Raw genomic sequence first — 19,453 nt, 5'->3', positions numbered from 1 at the left:
GCGACCCCCCGGCACCACGACGCTGGCCGTCATGACAGCGACTCCGGACACCCGTCCCGCACCCGGACCGGCCACCGCCCCGGCACCGGCCACACCGTCCCCCGCCACCCCGACCCCGGCCGACGCGATCCCGGCCGCGACCGCGCCCACGGCGACGACCGCAGGCGGTCTCCCGCCCCGGTCCGACGCCGTGCTCGCCTCGGACGCCGAGCGCGAGTACGTCACCGCCCGGCTGCGGACGGCCGCCGCCGAGGGGCGCCTGACCCTCGCCGAGTCCGACGAGCGGCAGGCCGCCGCCTACGCCGCCCGCACCCGCGACGAGCTCGTCCCGCTGCTCGCCGGGCTGCCCCGCCCGCCGCGGCCGCGTCGCCCCCGGCGCGGTCCGCTCACCCCCCGCGCGCAGCGCAACCTGCGGATCCACGCCGGGGTGACCGTCGCTGTGCTGCTCCTGCTGGTCCTGGGCGCTGTGCTCGGCCCGGCGCCGCTGTTCGTCCCGATCGGGCCGGCGTTCTGGCTGGGCCTGATCCTGTTCGTGCACTCCCGGCGGGCCGAGCGCGAGGCGTCGCCGGACGAGGAGCTGCCCGAGGAGCTGCGGTGACCGCCGTCGCCGAGCGGGCCGGACGGACCGCACCACGGCGGCTCGCCCGGCGCCCGCGGGCCGCGCTGCGGACGGTGCACGTGCTGGTCGCGGTGGCCTGGACCGGCGCGTCGCTGGTGATGCTGGTGCTGCCCGTGGCGGTGCTGCTGCGGGGCCGCGACGCCGGGTTCGCCGTCGCGGTGATGGGCACCGTCGGGAACGGGATGATCCCGTTCCTCGCCGTCGGCACCGTCCTCAGCGGGGCGGCCCTCGGCCTCGGAACGGCGTGGGGGCTGTTCCGGTACCGCTGGGTCGTCGCGAAGACCGTGCTGGCGCTGGCGGTGATCGTCTCGTCGGTCGCGCTCACCACCGGGTGGGTCGACGCCGCCGCGGCCGGGGACCGGTCGGTCCTGCCGCTGCTGGTCGCGGCGTCGGTGCTGCACCAGGTGATGCTGCTGGGCGCGACGGTGCTGTCGGTGGAGAAGCCCGGCGGACGACTGTCCCGGCAGCGGTTGGCAGGCAACTGATTGGTTGCATAATTGGCCGCGTGACCGACGTGGACGCCGTCTTCCGCGCACTCGCGGACCCGACGCGACGGCGCATCCTCGACCGGTTGCACGAGCAGGGCGAGTCGACGCTCGGCGCGCTGTGCGAGGGACTGGACATGAGCCGGCAGGCCGTGTCCAAGCACCTCGCTCAGCTGGAGGCGGCCGGGCTGGTGACGACCCTGCGTCGCGGCCGGGAGAAGCTCCACCACCTCGACCCGGTCCCCATCCAGGAGATCCACGACCGGTGGATCGGGAAGTTCGAGCGCAGCCGGGTGCAGGCGGTCACCGCCCTGCGCGCGGCGCTGGAGGAGCACGATGAGCAGTGAGCGCAGGTTCGTCTACACGACCTACATCCGCAGCACCGCCGAGCAGGTGTTCCGGGCGCTGACCACGCCTGCGTTCACCATGCAGTACTGGGGCGGCGCGGAGCTGACCTCGAACTGGCGGGTCGGGAGCCCGCTGGAGGCGGTCCACCCCGACCGCGACGACTTCATCGGCGAGATCCTCGCCGTCGAGCCGCCGCACCGGCTGTCCTACACCTTCACCGGGCCGGCGGAACAGGCCGCGGGACGGCCGCCGACCGTCGTCGAGTTCACGCTCTCCCCGTTCGGCGAGGAGGCGGTGAAGCTGCAGGTCGTCCACACCGGTTTCACCGACGACGAGCAGGGCGCGCAGGACGCCCGCGACGTGGGCGAGGGCTGGCCCGCGATCCTGTCCGCGCTCAAGACGCTGCTGGAGACCGACCGGCCGCTGGCCTCCCCCGGTCACTTCGCGCCACGGACACCGGCGACGCCCGCCCGGTGAGTCCGCGCGAGGACCTGTCGCCCCGGTGGTCTCCGGGGCGAGGGGCCCGACGGCTCAGCGGCCGAACAGTCGTGCCCACCAGCCACGGCGGGACCCCGGCGCGGTCTCCGCGGTGGCGGGCGGCGGCGCGGCGGGCCGGGCGGCGGCCCGCCGCCGCTCCCGGGCCGCGTGCCAGCGCGCGACGACCTCGTCGGCGTCGAGCCTGCGGATCGGCACGCGCGGGCCCATCGGATGGCGCATGTGGTCGACGACCCGGGAGTTGACCTCCTCGACGTGCTCGCGCACGCGGCGCTCGTCGACGAAGCGGGTGACGGTCTCGTCGATCCGGTCCAGCTCCCTGCGCAGCTGGAGCGACGGCGGCAGCATCGCGTCGCCCGGGACGCCCTCCCGCTCCAGGTAGCCGCGGATCCACCAGTTCTCGTCGACCGGGCCGATCCGTCCCGCCCCGGGCAACGGTTTGCCCTTGCCGGGCAGGTCGTCGAAGTCGCCCCGCTCGACGGCCTCCCGGATCGTCCGGTCGACCGGTGACTCGAACCGCGGGTCCACACCGTTCATGGCTGCACCACCCCGTCGCGAGGTTACCGGCGAGCGCCGTTTCCTGTCGGTGGTCGGGTGCACACTCCGCGCCATGACGACGACACCCGCGACGCCCCCCACCACCGACCGTTCCCGCGCGCTGGACCTGGCGCGCCACTACCCCGGCCGGCGGGTGGGGCACGTCGCCGCGCAGCAGCGGAGGGCGGGATTCCCCGACCGCAACTGGCGCCTCGGCGCCGACGGCGAGCAGCGCACCGCGCACCTGCTGACCGCGCTGACCGGGCGGACCCGCCGGGACCGGCTGCTCGGCAGGCCCGCGGCGTGGCAGGTCCTGCACTCGGTCCCGCTCGACGGCGGCGCCGCCGACCTCGACCACGTCCTGATCGGGCCACCCGGCATCTGCGTCGTCGGCACCCGCCACCACCGCGGCCGCTCCCTGCTCCTCGACGGCGATCGGCTGGTCGTCGCGGGGACGGCCACGGACGCGGTGCCGCGGGCCCGGGCCGAGGCGCAGCGGGTCCGCGAGCTGTTGCTCCCCCGGCTCGGGGCCGCCGCCGCGTCGACGCCGGTCCGCCCGGTGATCGCGCTGGTCGGGGCCCCGCTCCGGGTGCGCCGCTGGCCCGACGACGTCGTGGTCGCCACCGAGGGCGCGCTGGTGTACGCCCTGCGCGGGCTGACCCCGGTGCTCGGCCCGCGGGAGGTGGAGCGGATCCACGCCGTCGCCCGGCGCCCGGGGAGCTGGGGGTGAGGCGTGCGCCCGGTCACGGCGCCTTCCCCGCGCGGGGCCGGATCAGCATGCTCTCCCGGTGACCTCGACCGCCCCGGCCCGGACCGGGCTGCACCGTGTCCCGGTCCCGGACGGTGTCGCACCGTCCGGGGTGGCGGCGGCGGTGCGCCGGCTCGCCCACCGGCCGCGGCTGGTCGCCTTCGGCGGGAGCTGGTCGTGGGGGGCACTGGTCGCCACCGAGCCGGTGCTCACCGCACCGGACGGGGCCGACCCGTTCGCCGTGCTGGACGCGCCGCCACGGTCCGCGGGCCCGGCGGCCAGTCCGGGCGCCGGGACCGCCGGGGCCGTCGGAGGCGGCTGGTTCGGGCTCCTGGACCATGCCCCGCCCGGTGTGCGGCCGACGGCGGTGCTGTCCTGGTACCGCGACGTGCTGCGGCACGACGGCGAGCGCTGGTGGTTCGAGGCGCTGGTCGCCGGCGGAGCCCCGCTACCGGGCCTGCCGGACCACCCCGGTGCGGTGCACCCCGACACCGGCTCGGCCGAGCGCCGGTACACGCAGCTGTGCGCCGACCTCGCCCGCCCGGCGCCGGACCGGACGGCCCGGATCGCGGTCACCCGGTGGCCCGACCGCGACGCGCACCTGGCCGCGGTCGAGCGGTGCGTCACCGAGATCCGTCGCGGCGAGATCTTCCAGGCCAACATCGCGACCCGGCTGGAGGTGCGGCTCGACGGCGACCCGCACGAGGCGTGGGCCCGGCTGGTCGAGCCGGTCGCACCGGCCCGCGCCGCGCTCGTCGTGACGCCGGAGCGGGCCGCGGTGGGCGCGAGCCCGGAGCTGTTCCTGCACCGTGCCGGGGACCGGGTCACCACCGCGCCGATCAAGGGCACCCGGCCGCGCACCGGTGGCGACGCCGACGAGGCCGAACGCGCGCGACTCGGCGCCTCGGTGAAGGACGCGGCCGAGAACGTGATGATCGTCGACCTGATGCGCAACGACCTGGCCCGGGTCGCACGGCCCGGCGGGGTGCGGCCGGGGCGGCTGCTCGCCGTCGAACCGCATCCGGGGGTGTGGCACCTGGTGTCGCGGGTGCACGCGACGCTGCGCGACGACGTCACCGACGCCGACCTGCTCATCGCCACGTTCCCGCCGGGCTCGGTCACCGGCGCGCCGAAGATCCGGGCCTGCGAGGTGATCGCCGACTGCGAGGACGGCGACCGTGGGCTGTTCACCGGCGCCGTCGGCGGGGTGAGCCCGCTGGCCGGACTGGAGCTGAACGTCGCGATCCGCACCCTCGACCTCGGCCCCGCCGGGCCCGACGGCAGCCGAAGCGGCCGGCTCGGCGTCGGTGGGGGCATCACCGTCGACTCCGACCCGGCGGAGGAGTTCGGCGAGGTCCTGACCAAGGCCGCCCCGGTCCTGGCCGCGCTGGACGGCCCGCCCCGGCCGGTCCGGCCGCCCGTCGCCCGGCCCGCCGACCGGGCCGCGGGCCTGTTCGAGACGCTGGCCTGCGTCGACGGCCGGGCCCGCCGGGTCGGCGAGCACGCCGCCCGGCTGCGCCGCTCCTACCTCGCGGTCACCGGCCGCCCCCTCGACGCGCGGGTCGAGACCGACGTCGCCGCGGCCGTCGCGGGGGTGGCCGGGCACCACCGGGTCCGGGTCGAGGCGACGCCGGACGACCCGTCGCGGGTCACCGTGCGCGCGGTCCCCTGGCCCGGACCGGTCCCGCTCGACGCGCAGGGCGGGGTGGTCGCCGTCGTCCGGCGCGGCACCGACGGCGAGTCCCACAAGTTCGTCGACCGCCGCTGGCTCGACGCCCACGAGGCCGAGGGCGGGGACGGTTCGCCGCTGCTGTGCGACCCGGCGGGCCTGGTGCTGGAGACGACGCGTTCCGCCGTCGCCGCCGTGCACCGGGGGCGGCTGTGGGTCCCCCCGCTCGACGGCCGCATCCTGCCCGGCACCGGCCGCCGCGCGCTGCTCGACCTGCTGGGCCCCGGCGCCGTGCGGATCGCCCCGCTGCCCCTGGCCGCGCTCACCGGGGCCGACGGGTTCCTGCTGGTCAACGCGCTGCGCGGGGTGCAGTGGGTGCGCCGGATCGAGGACGGCGGCCACACCGTCGCCGCCTGGACCGCCCCGGACCCGCTGACCCGCCGTCTCGCCGCGGCGCTGTCGCGCTGACCGGTTGTCGCGCCACCACACCCCCGGGCAACCGCCGGTGCCGCCCCGCGGTCCCCGCCCGGCACCGGGCCGCGGAACCGCGACCGGCGGCGCGACCGTCAGCGCCCCGTCGGCCACGGACCGCACGACCACGCACCGGTTCCCCGCACCTCGCAGCCCGTACAGACGGCGCGAGGTCCTCGAGGTGTGCGAGGTCGGCACGCACCGGCAGGATCGGGTCGTGAGCACCGACCGGATCGCCGCCGAGCTGCGTCGCCCCCTGCGGTGGGTCCCGCCGATCCCGCTGCACCGCCCCCGGCTGCTGCGCCTGCTGCAGCGGCTGTCCCGGCGCGGCAGGCCCGCCACCGTCGACGGGGTCCGGTCCACCACCCACCCGGGCCCGCCGCTGCTGCGCGTGCACGTCCCCGACCACCGCACGACCCCCGCGGCGCTGCTGTGGTTCCACGGCGGCGGCCTCGTCCTGGGCTCCCCCATGATCGACGACGTGCGGTGCGGCGAGCTCGCCGCGGACCTGGGGATCGTCGTCGTCTCGGTGGACTACCGGCTCGCGCCCGGTGACCCGTTCCCGGCCGCGCTCGACGACTGCCACGACGGCTGGACCTGGCTGCAGGACGCCGCCGGCCGGCTGGAGGTCGACCCGGCGCGGATCGCCGTCGGCGGGGCGAGCGCCGGGGGCTGCCTGGCCGCCGCGCTGGTCCAGCGCCTGCACGACGAGGGCGGACCGCAGCCGGTCGCGCAGTGGCTGGTCTACCCGATGCTCGACGACCGCACCGCCGCCCGTCGCGAGCTCGACCGGCCCCCGCACCGGGTGTGGAACAACCGCAACAACGAGGTCGGCTGGCGCGCCTACCTGGGGCGCCCGCCCGGGACCGGCGAGCCCGCCCCGTATGCGGTGCCCGCCCGTCGCGCCGACCTGTCCGGGTTGCCGCCCGCGTGGATCGGCGTCGGCGACGTCGACCTGTTCCACGACGAGGACATCACCTACGCGCGGCGGCTGCGCGAGGCCGGGGTGCCGGTCGAGCTCGACGTCGTCCCCGGCGCCCCGCACGGCTTCGACGGCTGGGGCAAGGGCGTCGCGATCGCCGACGACTTCACCGGGCGCTCGGTCGCCTGGCTGCGCGGCGCGCTCGGCAGCTGATCACCCGGCCAGGTCCAGCAGCAGCGCGACCAGCTCGCGGGGCCGGTTCTGCGGCACCAGGTGGTGGGTGTCGATCTCGGCGTAGCGCCAGGCGTCGGAGGTCCGGGCACGGTGGGCGGCCGCGGTGAACGCCCCGCCCGCGACGTCCTCCCGGGTGGCCCGCACGAACGTCCGGCCGCACGACCACTGCTCCAGCGGCCGGGACAGCCGCACCGGCTCGGTGAACGTGCGGACCGGCTGCGGGGAGCGCCGCGGCGCCGACCACGCGGCCTCGGCCGGGTCGTCGTAGTGCCGCTCCGGGCCCGGGACCAGCCACGACGACCCCAGCCCCGGTGCGCCCGGCGCCGGCACCGCGCCGGCGAGGCCGGGCGCCAGGTCCAGCGCGGACTCGCCGTCGGCGGGGACGAACGCGTCGAGGTAGACCAGCTCGCGGACCCGGTCGCCGATCTCGTCGAGCGCCCCGGTGACGACCATGCCGCCGTAGGAGAACCCGAGCAGGACGATGTCGCGCAGGTCCTCGTAGAGCACGGCGTCGACCACGTCGCGCACATGGACGGACAGGTCGATCCACGGCCCGGCCAGGTGCGAGCGCTCCCCGATGCCGGTGAGCGCGGGCGTCACCACGTCGTGGCCGGCCGCGCGCAGCAGCGGACGCACCAGGTGGAAGGAGTGGGCGCCGCCCCAGGCGCCGTGGACCAGCACGAACGTCGTCATGACGGCAGACTTCCACGACGATGAGCGATTTCCCCGACGGCTTCTTCGACCGCGCCGACCAAGTCGACGACCGCGAGTTCTACCTGCCCCCGCGCTTCGTCCAGCACATCGACGAGGGCGCGATCGCCGCCGCGTCGGCGTTCTACGACGAGATCGGCACCACCGGCCGGGTGCTGGACCTGATGTCGTCGTGGGTGTCGCACCTGCCGCACCGCCCGGAGCACCTGACCGTGCTGGGCATGAACCGGGCCGAGCTCGCCGCCAACGAGATGGCCCACGAGGCCGTCCGCCACGACCTCAACGCCGACCCGGTGCTCCCCTTCGCCGACGCCGCGTTCGACGCCTGCGTCTGCACCGTCTCGGTCGACTACCTGACCGACCCGGTCGCGGTGTTCGCCGAGGTGGGACGGGTGCTGGTGCCGGGCGGGGTGTTCGCCGCCACGTTCTCGAACCGCTGCTTCCCGACCAAGGCGGTCCGCGGCTGGCTCGCCTCAGACGACAGGACGCGGGTCGCGATCGTCGGCGAGTACTTCCGGCGCAGCGGCGCGTTCGACACCCCGGCGGCCCGTGACTGCGGCGCACCCGGGGACCCGCTGTACGCGGTGTGGGCCCGCACCCCTACCGGCTGACGAAGTCCAGCACCGCCCGCTCGAACTCCGGCGGACGCTCCATGTTCGGGTAGTGCGCGGTCCCACCGATCTCGCCGGGGCTGCCGTCCGGGACGGCGGCGACCGTGTCGGCGACGATCCGCCGGTGGTCGTCGGAATCGAGGGCGCCGACGAGACCGAGCAGCGGCACCGGGAACGCGCCGGCGCGCTCGACGGCGTCGTCGAGGAAGCCGATCGGGCCCGGGGGCGCGGCCGGGTCCGCGGGCAGGTGGTGGGACAGCAGGTCGACCGCCATCAGCCGGATCTCGGCGACAACGGCCGGGTCCACGTCGGCCTCCGTGCGGAACGGGCCGGGCACGAACTCCAGGAACACCCGGACCCAGCGCTCGGCGTCGAGGTCCAGGCGCGCCTGCTCCCAGCGCGCCATGGTGTCGACCGTCCACGGGTCGGTCCACACCGGCTCGCCCGCGCCGGCGCCGCACAGCACGACCCGGTCGACGAGGTCCGGGCGTTCCAGCGCGGTGTCGAACGCGACCCGCGCCCCCATCGACAGTCCGACGAGCGCGACCGGCCCGGCGTCGAGGTGCTCCAGCAGCGCGGCGAGGTCGGTGTGCGGCCGGTGGCCCTGCGGGCCGGGCGTCGACGACGCGCCGTGCCCGCGGGCGTCCGGCACCACGACCCGGTGCCGGGCGGACAGCGGCCCGATCTGACGCGACCACATCCGTCCGTCGACGGCGCCCCCGTGCAGCAACACCAGCGGCGGGCGCCCGTCCGGGTGCGGGCCGGTGTCGCGGTAGGCGATCCGGCCGTCCTCCACGGGCAGGAACGTCGGGACGGTGACCTGGGCGAGGGCAAGCGTCATGACAACCAAGGTGTCATCATTCGGGCATCATGACAACCCAGGTGTCATACTCGGAGGGTGCCCGACATCGACGACACCGCCGAGAAGCTGGCCGAGGTCTACGTACTCGTGGGCCCCCTCTACCGGCGGGTGCTGCGCGAGGTCGAGGAGTCCGCGCCGGACAACCGGGTCTCGGCAGGCGTGCGCGCGGTGCTCGACCAGCTCCGGCGGCACGGCCCGATGACCGTGCCCGGGATCGGGCGGTCGCAGTCGCTCAGCCGGCAGTTCGTGCAGCGGATGGTCGACGACGCGCTGGCCGCCGGGCTCGTCGAGCGGGCGGACAACCCGCGGCACCGGCGGTCCCCCCTGATCGTGCCGACGCCGGCCGGGCGCGCGGTGATCGACGAGGTCGTCGGACGGGAGCACGCGCGGCTGCGCGCGGTCGCCGGACACCTCGACCCCGCCGACGTCGACGCGACGCTGCGGGTACTCGCCGCGATGGTCGCCGACCTGACCGAGATCGAACCGGAGATCGAACCCGGGCATTGACCCCCTCGGCCCGGTGGCGCACGATCCGACCGAGATCGACCCCCCACCACTGGCGGTGCCCACGCATGTCCGACACGTTCACCTTCTCCGGCCGCGACGGCGCCGCCGTCACCGCCTACCGCTGGCTCCCCGCTGCCGCGGACGACCCGGTGCGCGGGATCGTCCAGATCACCCACGGCATGGGCGAGCACGCCCTGCGCTACATCGCCCTCGCCGAGGCGCTGACCGCCCGCGGCTTCGCCGTCTACGCCCAGGACCACCGCGGTCACGGAGCCACCGCGGGCGGGCCCGAGAACTTCGGCGTCCTCGGCGACGACGGCTGGGAGCAGCTGGTCGGCGACATCGGGCTGCTGTCCGCGCACGCCCGCGCCGAGCACCCGGGCGCCCCGCTGGTGCTGCTCGGTCACAGCATGGGCTCGTTCGCCGTGCAGCAGTCCCTCGTCGCCGACGGGACGCCGCCGGACGCGGTCGTGCTGTCCGGCACCGCGTTGCTCGACCTGATGGAGCAGGGCCTGGACCTGTCCGCGCCACTGGACCTGTCGTCGTTCAACGCGCCGTTCGAGCAGCGCACCGGTTTCGAGTGGCTCAGCCGCGACCCCGCGCAGGTCGACGCCTACGTCGCCGACGCCCGCTGCGGCTTCGGTCTCGACCTGCCCGGCACGCAGGCGATGTTCGCCGCCGCCCGGCCGCTCGGCGAGGTCGCCACGCTGAAGCGGATCGCGGGCGGGCTGCCGGTGTACGTCGTCGTCGGGGACGAGGACCCGGTCAACGCCGGGCTGGCCCTGGTGCGGCCGCTGACCGAGCGCTACGCCGAGGCCGGGCTGCACGACGTCACGCTGACGATCTGGCCGGGTGCCCGGCACGAGGTGTTCAACGAGACCAACCGCGAGGAGATCGTCGCGGACCTGCTGTCCTGGCTCGACCGTGTCGTCCCCGAGCAGCGGGGTGCCTGAGGTGCGCGTCGACACCACCGGCGGCTTCTCCGCCTCCCCGCTCGAGACCGAGGCGGCGGCCGTCGCCGCGGAGGCCGAGGGCTACGACGCCCTGTCGGTCCCCGAGACCTCGCACGACGCGTTCGTGTCGCTGGCGCTGGCCGCCCGAGCGACCAGCCGGATCCGGTTGCAGTCGGCGATCGCGGTCGCCTTCGCCCGCAACCCGATGACGCTGGCCTACCAGGCCAACGACGTGCAGCTGCTCTCCGGCGGCCGGTTCGACCTGGGGCTCGGCTCGCAGGTCCGCCCGCACATCGAGCGCCGGTTCGGGATGCCGTGGAGCCGCCCCGCGGCCCGGATGGAGGACTTCGTCTCCGCCCTGCGGGCGATCTTCGACGCCTGGGCCACCGGGGGCCGGCTGCATCACCGCGGCGAGTTCTACTCCCACACCCTGATGACCGAGTTCTTCTCACCGGGTCCGAACCCGCACGGGATCCCGCCGGTGATGCTGGCCGCGGTCGGCGAGCGGATGACCGAGGTCGCGGGCCGGGTCACCGACGGCCTGCTGGCGCACTCGCTGACCTCTCCGTCGTACCTGGCGGAGGTGACGCTGCCCGCGCTGCGCCGCGGACGCGGCCGCGACGACCTCACCGGCTTCGACGTGTGCCTGCCGGTCTTCGCGGTCCTGGGCGCCGACGCCGAGGCCCGGGCCGTCGCCGAGGCCGGGGTGCGACGCCAGATCGCCTTCTACGCCTCCACCCCGCCGTACAGGCCGGTGCTGGAGCACCACGGCCACGGCGCGCTCGCCGACGAGCTCAACGGACTGTCGCGACGGCAGGCCTGGGACGAGATGACCGGCCTGGTCGACGACGACCTGCTGGCCCTGTTCGCCGTCGCGGGCGACCCGGCCGGGGTGGCGTCCGGGATCGCGGACCGCTACCGCGGCCTCGTCGACCGGGTCTCGCTCAACACCCCCTACGACGCCGACCCCACCCTGGTGCTCGACGTCGCCACCCGGCTGCGCGCGGCGTGAGCACGCATCCGGAGATCCGGGAGGGTGTCCGCGCGGTCTGCTCCGGTTTCGGGGCGGAGTACTGGCGCACCTGCGACCGTGAGCACCGGTTCCCGCAGGAGTTCCACGACGCGATGGCCGCCGGCGGCTGGATCGGCGTCGCCGTCCCCGAGGCCTACGGCGGCGGGGGCGCCGGGATCTCCGAGGCCGCCGCGGTGATGGAGGAGGTCGCCGCGTCCGGGGCGGCGATGAACGGGGCGTCGGCGATCCACCTGTCGGTGTTCGGGATGAACCCGGTCGTCCGGCACGGCTCGGAGGAGATGCGGCGGCGCTACCTGCCCCGGGTCGCCGACGGGTCGCTGCAGGTCGCGTTCGGCGTCACCGAGCCGGACGCGGGCCTCGACACCACCGCGATCACCACGACCGCCCGCCGCGACGGCGACCGGTACCTGGTCCGCGGGCGCAAGGTGTGGACGTCGAAGGCGCCGTTCTGCGACAAGGTCCTGCTGCTGGTGCGCACCACCCCACGCGAGCAGGTCGCGCGGCGGACCGACGGGCTGTCGCTGCTGCTCGCCGACCTGCAGCGCCCCGAGGTCACGATCACCCCGATCGACAAACTGGGCCGCAACGCGGTCGTGTCCTGCGAGGTCGTCTACGACGACCTGCCCGTCGACGCCGCCGACCTGGTCGGCGAGGAGGGCCGCGGCTTCCGGCTGATCCTCGACGGGCTCAACCCGGAACGGATCCTGATCGCCGCCGAGGCGCTGGGCACCGGGCGGGCCGCGCTGGCCGCCGCCGTCGCCTACGCGAAGGAGCGCACCGTGTTCGGGCGGCCGATCGGGCAGAACCAGGGCATCGCGTTCCCGCTGGCCGAGGCGCACATGCGGCTGCACGCGGCGGCGCTGGTGATCGCCGACGCCGCCGCCCGCTACGACGCGGGCGAGGCGTGCGGCGAGCAGGCCAACACCGCGAAGTTCCTGGCCGCCGAGGCCGCGTTCTTCGCCGCGGACCGGGCGGTGCAGACCCTCGGCGGGTTCGGCTACGCCACCGAGTACGACGTGAGCCGCTACTTCACCGAGGCCCGCCTGATGCGCCTGGCACCGCTGCCGCAGGAGATGGCGCTCACCCACGTCGCCGAGCACGTGCTCGGGCTGCCCCGCAGCTACTGACACACGACGGCGGCCGGTGACCCGCCCGGGTCACCGGCCGCCGTACGTGCCGCGTACTACCGCAGGCCCAGCTTCTTGGAGCAGGCCGGCCACGCCTTCCAGCCCTGGGCGTCCAGGACGTTCTCGGCGACGCGGATCTGCTCGGACTTGCTGGCGTTGTGCGCCTTGCCCGACCCGCCGAAGGCCTTCCAGGTGGACGGCGTGAACTGCAGGCCGCCGGAGAAGCCGTTGCCGGTGTTGGTGTTCCAGTCCCCGCTGGACTCGCACTGGGCGAGCTTGTCCCACGTCGAGGTCGCGACGGACTGCGTGGGGACCGCGACGGCGGCGGGGGCGACCGCGGCGGAGGTCTCGGGGGCGGCCGTCGCGGGCCCGGCGAGGGCGAGCGGAGCGCCGAACGCCAGGACACCGGCGACGAGAGATCCGACGAAACGCCCACGGATGGACATGCGCGTGCTGCTCATTGTGTGATCACCTGAGGTCCGGACCCACGGCTTTCCGGGCGGGCCGGTCGCGCGGGGAGCGCTGTGCCGGTGTCGTCGCGAGGGGACTCGCGGCCCGCGGCCCCGTCTCGGTCCGTGCAGGTCGACTGGCCGGGGACCGCGGGACGGGGCCGTGGTGGCGTGGCGGTTCCGGCGCTTCGGTGCGTGCCCCGGCCGTGTGGACCGGAGCGACCACGAAGGTCGCCGACCGGCCGAGATCAGGTCAAGCGGGCGACCGGTGACGTATCACACGGAGATAACGGTCGGGTACGTCGTCCCAGCTCAGGAGCGCATTTTCACGATCACGGAACAGACAGGAACCAGGCCGATGCTTTCGATCCGGAGATGTTCCACCGGCATCAGCGGCGCGGCGCGCCCTCGGCCCGGCGCAGGGTGAACACCGCGATCCGCACGACCATCGCGTCGAGCAGCAGACCGCCGAACGCCCACGCGTCGAGCCAGGCGGTCCAGTTCACCCCCTGCGCGACGGCGAGGAGCCCGGGCACGAGGAACAGCGCGACACCGAGCCCGCCGGCGACGGCACAGGCGAGCAGCGCCGGGCCGTCGGCCCGGCGCAGCAGCAGGAGCAGCGACACGACGGCGGCCGCGGCGACGAGCCCGTCCAGCCCGGCCAGGACCGGTCCCACGGCGCCGAACGCGAGCCGGACGTGCACGGCGGCGGCGAGCACCAGCAGCACGGTCAGGATCCGGCGCCCGGTCACCGGGCCGCGGTCGTCGCTCATGGGCCCATCCTCACCTACCGCACCCGCAGCACCAGGAGGCGGCAGTCGACCTGCTGCCCGGACCGGTAGGGCGCGACCTCGATCGAGACGGCCTCGAACACGTCGGCGGCGGCGAGCCGGTCGACCTCGGCACGGTAGCCCCCGGACTCCCAAACGTCGTCGAGGACGGTCGCGACCAGGTAGCCGCCCGGCCGCACGACCCGGGTGAACTCCGCCAGCGCCGAGGGCCCGACGTGGGCGTGGGTGAGCGTCCCGACGCAGACGACGACGTCGTAGGAGTCGTCGGGCAGCACCAGCGCGGCGGTGAGGTCGGCCTCGCGCAGGTCCCGGTAGGCGCCGGTGGCGCGGGCCCGCTCCAGCATCCCGGTCGACAGGTCGATCCCGTCGACGGTGGTCGCGCCGCGCTCGCGGAGCGCGACGCCGACCAGCCCCGTGCCGCAACCGGCGTCGAGGATCTCCCCGCCGGGGCCCGCGGCCGCGACGACGGCGTCTGCGGTGACCGCGGGCGCGACGTAGCCCTGGGCCTCGCCGGTGAGGTCGGCGTCGTAGGTGGGGGCCCACTCGTCGTAGAGGGCCCGGGCGTCGGCCGGGCCGCTCAGCGAGTAGGCGCGTTCCAGGTGGGGGTCGCCCCCGGTGCTCGTGGCCATCGCCCGATCATGGTGGACGGCCCGCGGGCTGTCATGCGCGCCCGAGCAACCCCCGGCGCGGCGGGTCGGCGGCAAGCAGCGAGAGCGCGCACAGCGCGCCCCAGCCGGCGGCGACCATGGTCGCCTTCTCCCGGGCGTCACGGTCGGGGAGCTGGGAGCCCAGCACCACGAGGTCGACGATGTCGGCGCCGACCCGCACCGCGACGGCGGCCTTGAGCGGGGTGCCGGCCGGAGCCAGCGCCATGGCCAGGCCGGACGCGAGGTCCCGCCCGCCGACCGCCCGCGCGAGCAGCGCGGTCCCCGCGGACGGGGTCCGGCCGCCGCCGGACAGCTTCGTCGGCGACAGCAGCACGTCCGGCTTCGCGGCGACGGCCGCGCCGTAGGCGGCGGTGGCGGCGCCCAGCAGGCGGGGGATCCAGGTCAGGTCACGACGGCGCATGTACCCGGTGTACCCGTTCCGCGCCGGTTCTCGCCCGCCCGCACGGACCGGCGACCGAGCGACCGGTGAGCGTGCCGAGCGCGAGCACCGCACCCCACGGCCCGATGACCCAGATCGGCCAGAAGTAGCCCCCGCCCCCGCCGAGCGCGACGGCGGCCCAGACCGTCAGGACGACCACCGCGGTCAGCGCCCACGGCCCCCAGGTCGCAGCCAGGACGGTCCGGCGGACCCGGCGCTCACGCTCCGGGTCGGCGGGTCGCGGCAGCCGGGGCAGGTCCGCCTCGACCGCGGCGAGCTCCGACGCCGTACGCGCCGCGGTCACCTGCTCGCTGCGGGTGGAGAACTCGGCGAGGTCGAGCCGCCCGTCCCCCACGTGCCTGCCGAGCCGCTCCAGTGCGCGCTCCCGCTCGGCGTCACCGATGCGTACGTCCATCATGACCACCCTCCTGATCGGATACCGATACTATCCGCTATCCGTGCCTGGGGCACAAGTCAGAGCTCGTCGAGGAAGGCCAGCGCCGCCTCCGCCGAGGTGCGCCGCCAGGCGGCCAGCATCCGGTCGAACTCGTCGGCGCCGTCCCCCGCCCGTCCGGCCCGGTCCTGCTCGGCCCGCAGCGCCGCGACGATCGGGGCCAGCTCGCGACGCTGGGCGTCGACCAGCGCGGTCGCATCCTGGCCGTGCCGGTGCAGCACCGCCAGCTTCAGCAGGAACTCCGACCGCAGGTCCCGCACGTGCGGGACCGGGGTGTTCAGCCAGACCTCGACGTGGCCGCGACCGGTCGGGGTGGCGGCGTAGAGGGTGCGGGGCGGGCCGCCCTTCGTCTCGACGGCCTCGGCGGTGATCAGGCCGGCGTCGACCAGCCTGCCGATGGCCCGGTAGACGACCGGGCGCGGGATCTGCCAGACCCGGCCCAGCTCGCCGTCGGCCGCGGTGAGCGCGGCGACGGCGAAACCGTGCACCGGACGCTCACCGGCCACGGCCAGCACCACCCATTCGGCGAGACCCAGCCGCGGAAGCATCGGGCCAGCGTAGAGCCTCAGCGGTTGACGGCCGCCCCGTTGCCCTCCGCCCAGGAGAAGCCGCGGTCGTAGAGGAAGCGCAGCTCCGGATCGCTCTCCAGCACGAGCCGCTGCCCGTCCCCGGCCAGCTCCACCCGGCCGTCGGGCCGGACCGCCCAGGTGAGTTCGACCGTCCGGACGGCGGGCTCGAACATCGGGGCGGCCCCGGACTGCGGCGGGTTCCACTCGACCCGGATCGTCCGGTCCCCCACGGGCCGCCACGTCCCGCGGACGAACGTGCTGTCGGCGAGCCGGATCGCGATCCCGGCGGACCCGGACTGCGGGTAGCCGGGGAGCGGGACCGACGGCCCGACGTAGGTCCACTGCCCGACGGCCACGTGCTGCCAGCGCCGGTCGTCGGCGAGCCGCGCGGCCGGAGCCGTGGGGTCCTCCACCACCCGGTAGACCCCGGCGAGCGCGAGGTCACCCCGCTGGAGGGCGGGCTGGAACTGCTGGAACAGCACGCCCTGCGCGGCGACCAGGACCAGCCCGAGCACCGGGACGAGCCACCGGGTGACCCGGCGGACCCTCGGCCACGGCAGCAGCCGCGGGGCCCCCTCGGTCGCGGCCGTCGGGCGCCCGGCCAGGAACCGCACCACCCGCGGCAGCTCCGGGGCCGCGACGAGCGCGAACCCGACCGTCAGGGCCAGGGCGATCTGCTTGACCGGCACGTCGTAGGTCATGTTCAGCAGGAAGACGGTGCCGAGCGCGACGGTGCCGAGCAGGCCACCGATCCACGCCGTGCGCCGGAACACCAGCAGCAGCACGACGACGAGCTCGGCGAACCCGGCGAGGAACTGGATCACCGGGGAGTAGGCCATGAGCCCCCACAGCAGGCCCATCGGGCTCTTCTCGCCGGTCATGGCCAGCGCGTCGGAGTAGTCGGCCCGGCCCATCTGGGTCAGGTTGAGCTTCGACCACACGTAGGCCTGCATGACCATGATCAGGACGAACCGCAGCAGCGCGTGCAGCACCCAGCCCACCCGGCTCCACCACGGCCGCGGCGTCGTCGGCACCGCCGTCGTCGCGGCGGCACCGTCCACACCGTCCTCCCGCCGCACCGCGGCGTCCCCCCTCGTCCCGGTCATGACACGACGGTAGGGACGGTGGCGCGGTCGCGGATCCCTCCTCCGACGGATCCTGCGCTCCTCCGCGGGTGGGAGACGTGAACCACAGCCCGCCGACGCATTGTGCACAACCATCAACGGGTAGCCACATGGCGATGCGGCTGCACGACGGCCGCCCGTCCCCGCCGCGGCACCGGAGCCCGGCCACCCCAGACACGACGTCCACACGCGACGCCGACCAGGAGGAAACGTGCCCACGACCGTGCCCGCCATGACCACCGCCGGCCCGAACAAGCCGTTCGAGCGCGGGACCGTGACCCGTCGCGACCCGAAGCCGCACGACGTCGTCATCGACATCCGGTACGCCGGGATCTGCCACTCCGACATCCACCAGGCCCGCGACGAGTGGGGCGAGGGCATCTACCCGATGGTCCCCGGCCACGAGATCGCCGGCGTCGTCTCCGCGGTCGGCGACGACGTGACCCGCTACGCCGTGGGCGACACCGTCGGCGTCGGCTGCTTCGTCGACTCCTGCCGCGAGTGCGAGAACTGCAGGGCCGGCGAGGAGCAGTACTGCCTCGAGGGCGAGGTGCAGACCTACAACGCGAAGGAGTACGACGGCGAGCCCACCTACGGCGGCTACTCCACGCAGATCGTCGTCGACGAGAACTACGTGCTGCGCATCCCGGACGGCGTCGAGCTCGACGTCGCCGCGCCGCTGCTCTGTGCCGGCATCACCCTCTACTCCCCGCTCCACCACTGGGGCGCGGGCCCCGGGAAGAAGGTGGCGATCGTCGGCATGGGCGGTCTCGGCCACATGGGCGTGAAGATCGCCGCGGCGATGGGCGCCGAGGTCACGGTGCTCTCCCGCACGCTGTCCAAGGAGCAGGACGGCAAGCGGCTCGGGGCAGCGCACTACTACGCGACCGAGGACGAGTCCACCTTCACCGAGCTGGCCGGATCCTTCGACCTGATCGTCAACACCGTCGCCGCGGTGATCCCGGTCGACGACTACCTCGGGCTGCTGAAGCTCGACGGCTCGATGGTCAACGTCGGCGTGCCCGAGGAGAAGCTGTCCTACCACGGGTTCTCACTGGTCGCAGGCCGCAAGAGCCTGTCCGGCTCGAAGATCGGTGGCATCCGCGAGACCCAGGAGATGCTGGACTTCTGCGCCGAGCACGGCCTCGGCGCCGACATCGAGACGATCTCCTGCGACCAGGTCGACGAGGCCTGGGAGCGGGTCGTGCGGGGCGACGTGCGCTACCGCTTCGTGATCGACACCGCGACCTTCCGCTGAGGGGATCGTCAAGCCCGCGGCGTCGCACTTCGAGACGCCCGCGGTGCGGCGATCCGTGGAAAGATCCCGGCGACGTTGCCGACCAGAAGTGAACCGGAGGCTCACGTGATCCTCATCGTGCTCAAGGCCCAGATCCGCCCGGACAAGCGCGAGGAGTGGCTGTCCGGCATCTCGCAGTACAAGAAGGACGTGAACTCCGAGCCGGGCAACATCTCCTTCGACTACCACGAGAACTACGAGAAGCAGAACGAGTTCGTGATCGTGGAGGTCTTCAAGGACAGCGCGGCCGGCGACGCGCACGTCAAGACCGACCACGCGCAGAAGTTCTTCGACTTCATGGGCTCGGTCATGACGGAGAAGCCGCTCATCAACTTCCAGAGCGAGGACGGCAAGGACGCCTGGGTCGAGATGGGCGAGGTCACCCCGCACTGACCCCCTCCCTCCCGACGATGCCGGCGACCCCACGGGGCGCCGGCATCGTCGCGTCCACCGCTGCCGTGAGCAGGTGCCCCGGCTGCGCCGGACGGACGGAGCCGGGCGGACCGGACATCGGAACCGAGACGGTCCTTCCGGGTGATCGGGACGGGAGCGCACCGCGTCCCGGCCGGTCGGCGCCGGGGTGCAGACTGGCCGCGCACGGCAGAGCTTTTCGTCACGCAACCCGGGCGCTCCCCGCGCGTCTCCCACGGTGACGGAACGATCACGTGGCGTCGCCTCCCCGAGCGACGCGGACGAACAGGAGCACCCCATGGACACCGTCCGGCAGCGGCCCCGCCGCCTCGTCGCACTGGGCCTCGGACTGGCCACCATCGCGGGTGTCGCCGTCGCCGGGACGGCACTGGCCGGATCCCCCGCCGCCGAGCAGGCGCGCGCACAGCCGCTCGTCCCGGGCACCCCGTGCTCGATCACCGCCAAGGCCTGCGTCGACCTGGACTCGCAGAAGTCCTGGCTCATCCAGGACGGCAAGGTCGTCCGTGGCCCGATCGGCATCTCCTCCGGCGGCAACGGCCAGGAGACCCCGGTCGGCCACTCCCTGCGCGTCTACCGCAAGGACGCGACCCACAAGAGCGAGGAGTCGCGGCTGCCGAACGGCGACCCGGCCCCGATGCCCTGGTCGGTGTTCTTCAACGACGGCGGCATCGCCTTCCACAGCGGCGACCCGAACCGCTCCTCGGCCGGCTGCATCCACGTCCCGCCGGACGAGGCCAAGGCGTACTTCGACTACCTGCAGATCGGCGACCAGGTGCAGGTCGTGAAGGCCTCCGAGGAGACCGCGGCCCGTCAGGGGCAGTGAGCGCGGAGTCACCGCATCGGGGAGTGCTCGGGCATCCGGCGTAACGCGGAGATGGTCGTCCGGCGACACACCGGACGTATCACCCGTCCGTCCCCG

Annotated in this window: 25 protein-coding genes; 15 read left to right on the top strand and 10 right to left on the bottom strand. The window is 74.9% G+C overall.

All coding sequences use genetic code 11. The features are described from left to right. The first annotated feature begins 31 nt into the window (after positions 1-31). The 4 genes from DMP15_RS03955 to DMP15_RS03940 are packed head-to-tail and all read left to right on the top strand — an operon-like array spanning position 32 to position 1,929. Entirely contained in the window at positions 32-598 is a 567-nt protein-coding gene (locus tag DMP15_RS03955) for a DUF1707 SHOCT-like domain-containing protein (RefSeq protein WP_083658687.1), read from the top strand. Continuing rightward, entirely contained in the window at positions 595-1,104 is a 510-nt protein-coding gene (locus tag DMP15_RS03950) for a hypothetical protein (protein ID WP_337825465.1), read from the top strand. Before DMP15_RS03955 ends, DMP15_RS03950 begins: the two co-directional genes overlap by 4 nt. A 20-nt stretch (positions 1,105-1,124) precedes the next feature. Next, entirely contained in the window at positions 1,125-1,451 is a 327-nt protein-coding gene (locus tag DMP15_RS03945) for an ArsR/SmtB family transcription factor (protein WP_073575964.1), read from the top strand. Beyond that, entirely contained in the window at positions 1,441-1,929 is a 489-nt protein-coding gene (locus DMP15_RS03940) for an SRPBCC family protein (RefSeq protein ID WP_073575965.1), read from the top strand. Before DMP15_RS03945 ends, DMP15_RS03940 begins: the two co-directional genes overlap by 11 nt. Before the next feature lie 54 nt (positions 1,930-1,983). On the opposite strand, the gene DMP15_RS03935 is transcribed toward DMP15_RS03940, so the two are convergent. Next, a complete protein-coding gene (locus DMP15_RS03935; RefSeq protein WP_073575966.1) occupies positions 1,984-2,484 on the bottom strand; it encodes a J-domain-containing protein in 501 nt (166 codons plus the stop codon). Positions 2,485-2,557: 73 nt separating this feature from the next. On the opposite strand from DMP15_RS03935, the gene DMP15_RS03930 reads away from it, so the two are divergent. From DMP15_RS03930 to DMP15_RS03920, 3 genes are all read left to right on the top strand, one after another. After that, complete coding sequence (locus DMP15_RS03930; protein WP_073575967.1) at positions 2,558-3,214, top strand: nuclease-related domain-containing protein; 657 nt, start codon at positions 2,558-2,560, stop codon at positions 3,212-3,214. 58 nt (positions 3,215-3,272) lie between these two features. After that, positions 3,273-5,369 carry a chorismate-binding protein gene (locus tag DMP15_RS03925; RefSeq protein WP_337825464.1) on the top strand — a complete coding sequence of 699 codons (2,097 nt, stop codon included), beginning with the start codon at positions 3,273-3,275 and terminating at the stop codon, positions 5,367-5,369. A gap of 220 nt (positions 5,370-5,589) precedes the next feature. Next, positions 5,590-6,507 carry an alpha/beta hydrolase gene (locus DMP15_RS03920; protein ID WP_337825463.1) on the top strand — a complete coding sequence of 306 codons (918 nt, stop codon included), beginning with the start codon at positions 5,590-5,592 and terminating at the stop codon, positions 6,505-6,507. Here the strand turns inward: DMP15_RS03920 and DMP15_RS03915 are convergent, their stop codons facing one another. Next, the gene (locus tag DMP15_RS03915) at positions 6,508-7,221 is read right to left on the bottom strand and encodes an alpha/beta hydrolase (RefSeq protein WP_337825462.1); all 714 of its coding nucleotides are present in this window, start codon (positions 7,219-7,221) and stop codon (positions 6,508-6,510) included. A gap of 20 nt (positions 7,222-7,241) precedes the next feature. Here DMP15_RS03915 and DMP15_RS03910 point away from each other — a divergent pair, with 20 nt between their 5' ends. Beyond that, positions 7,242-7,850, top strand: a complete 609-nt coding sequence (locus tag DMP15_RS03910) for a class I SAM-dependent methyltransferase (RefSeq protein WP_100878966.1) — start codon at positions 7,242-7,244, stop codon at positions 7,848-7,850. On the opposite strand, the gene DMP15_RS03905 is transcribed toward DMP15_RS03910, so the two are convergent. Continuing rightward, on the bottom strand, positions 7,840-8,691 hold the full coding sequence (locus DMP15_RS03905; RefSeq protein WP_073575972.1) for an alpha/beta fold hydrolase: 852 nt from the start codon (positions 8,689-8,691) through the stop codon (positions 7,840-7,842). The genes DMP15_RS03910 and DMP15_RS03905 overlap by 11 nt on opposite strands. Positions 8,692-8,748: 57 nt before the next feature. Between DMP15_RS03905 and DMP15_RS03900 the strand changes: the two genes are divergently transcribed. The 4 genes from DMP15_RS03900 to DMP15_RS03885 all read left to right on the top strand — a co-directional run bounded on the left by DMP15_RS03900 (position 8,749) and on the right by DMP15_RS03885 (position 12,332). After that, complete coding sequence (locus DMP15_RS03900) at positions 8,749-9,219, top strand: MarR family winged helix-turn-helix transcriptional regulator (protein WP_073575973.1); 471 nt, start codon at positions 8,749-8,751, stop codon at positions 9,217-9,219. A 65-nt stretch (positions 9,220-9,284) separates the two neighbouring features. After that, positions 9,285-10,172, top strand: coding sequence for an alpha/beta hydrolase (locus tag DMP15_RS03895; RefSeq protein ID WP_337825461.1), 888 nt, complete (start codon positions 9,285-9,287; stop codon positions 10,170-10,172). A 1-nt stretch (position 10,173) separates the two neighbouring features. Beyond that, entirely contained in the window at positions 10,174-11,184 is a 1,011-nt protein-coding gene (locus DMP15_RS03890; protein ID WP_337825460.1) for a TIGR03617 family F420-dependent LLM class oxidoreductase, read from the top strand. Continuing rightward, positions 11,181-12,332 (top strand): acyl-CoA dehydrogenase family protein, encoded by a 1,152-nt coding sequence (locus DMP15_RS03885; RefSeq protein WP_337825459.1) that lies wholly within the window; start codon positions 11,181-11,183, stop codon positions 12,330-12,332. The genes DMP15_RS03890 and DMP15_RS03885 overlap by 4 nt, the downstream gene beginning before the upstream one ends. A gap of 56 nt (positions 12,333-12,388) precedes the next feature. On the opposite strand, the gene DMP15_RS03880 is transcribed toward DMP15_RS03885, so the two are convergent. From DMP15_RS03880 to DMP15_RS03850, 7 genes are all read right to left on the bottom strand, one after another. Beyond that, on the bottom strand, positions 12,389-12,793 hold the full coding sequence (locus tag DMP15_RS03880) for a transglycosylase family protein (protein WP_308292840.1): 405 nt from the start codon (positions 12,791-12,793) through the stop codon (positions 12,389-12,391). A gap of 377 nt (positions 12,794-13,170) precedes the next feature. After that, a complete protein-coding gene (locus tag DMP15_RS03875; protein ID WP_073575977.1) occupies positions 13,171-13,554 on the bottom strand; it encodes a hypothetical protein in 384 nt (127 codons plus the stop codon). A 14-nt stretch (positions 13,555-13,568) separates the two neighbouring features. After that, positions 13,569-14,201, bottom strand: a complete 633-nt coding sequence (locus DMP15_RS03870; protein WP_073575978.1) for a class I SAM-dependent DNA methyltransferase — start codon at positions 14,199-14,201, stop codon at positions 13,569-13,571. 31 nt (positions 14,202-14,232) lie between these two features. Next, complete coding sequence (locus DMP15_RS03865) at positions 14,233-14,640, bottom strand: hypothetical protein (RefSeq protein WP_337825458.1); 408 nt, start codon at positions 14,638-14,640, stop codon at positions 14,233-14,235. Further along, positions 14,627-15,076 carry a DUF1707 SHOCT-like domain-containing protein gene (locus DMP15_RS03860; protein WP_073575980.1) on the bottom strand — a complete coding sequence of 150 codons (450 nt, stop codon included), beginning with the start codon at positions 15,074-15,076 and terminating at the stop codon, positions 14,627-14,629. Before DMP15_RS03860 ends, DMP15_RS03865 begins: the two co-directional genes overlap by 14 nt. Before the next feature lie 56 nt (positions 15,077-15,132). Then, on the bottom strand, positions 15,133-15,660 hold the full coding sequence (locus DMP15_RS03855) for a PadR family transcriptional regulator (RefSeq protein WP_179761587.1): 528 nt from the start codon (positions 15,658-15,660) through the stop codon (positions 15,133-15,135). Between the two features lie 17 nt (positions 15,661-15,677). Further along, positions 15,678-16,787 (bottom strand): hypothetical protein, encoded by a 1,110-nt coding sequence (locus DMP15_RS03850; protein WP_073575982.1) that lies wholly within the window; start codon positions 16,785-16,787, stop codon positions 15,678-15,680. Positions 16,788-17,016: 229 nt separating this feature from the next. Here DMP15_RS03850 and DMP15_RS03845 point away from each other — a divergent pair, with 229 nt between their 5' ends. From DMP15_RS03845 to DMP15_RS03835, 3 genes are all read left to right on the top strand, one after another. Beyond that, complete coding sequence (locus DMP15_RS03845) at positions 17,017-18,063, top strand: NAD(P)-dependent alcohol dehydrogenase (RefSeq protein WP_434094403.1); 1,047 nt, start codon at positions 17,017-17,019, stop codon at positions 18,061-18,063. A 105-nt stretch (positions 18,064-18,168) separates the two neighbouring features. Further along, positions 18,169-18,495, top strand: a complete 327-nt coding sequence (locus DMP15_RS03840; protein ID WP_337825457.1) for a putative quinol monooxygenase — start codon at positions 18,169-18,171, stop codon at positions 18,493-18,495. 316 nt (positions 18,496-18,811) lie between these two features. Beyond that, entirely contained in the window at positions 18,812-19,357 is a 546-nt protein-coding gene (locus DMP15_RS03835) for a L,D-transpeptidase (protein ID WP_073575985.1), read from the top strand. Positions 19,358-19,453: the final 96 nt, after the last annotated feature.

It is taken from the genome of Pseudonocardia sp. UM4_GMWB1 (assembly GCF_017312155.1).
Taxonomy (GTDB): Bacteria; Actinomycetota; Actinomycetes; order Mycobacteriales; family Pseudonocardiaceae; genus Pseudonocardia; species Pseudonocardia alni.
The sequence above is the reverse complement of the archived record's forward strand: the minus strand, read 5'-3'. Positions and strand labels throughout refer to the sequence as shown.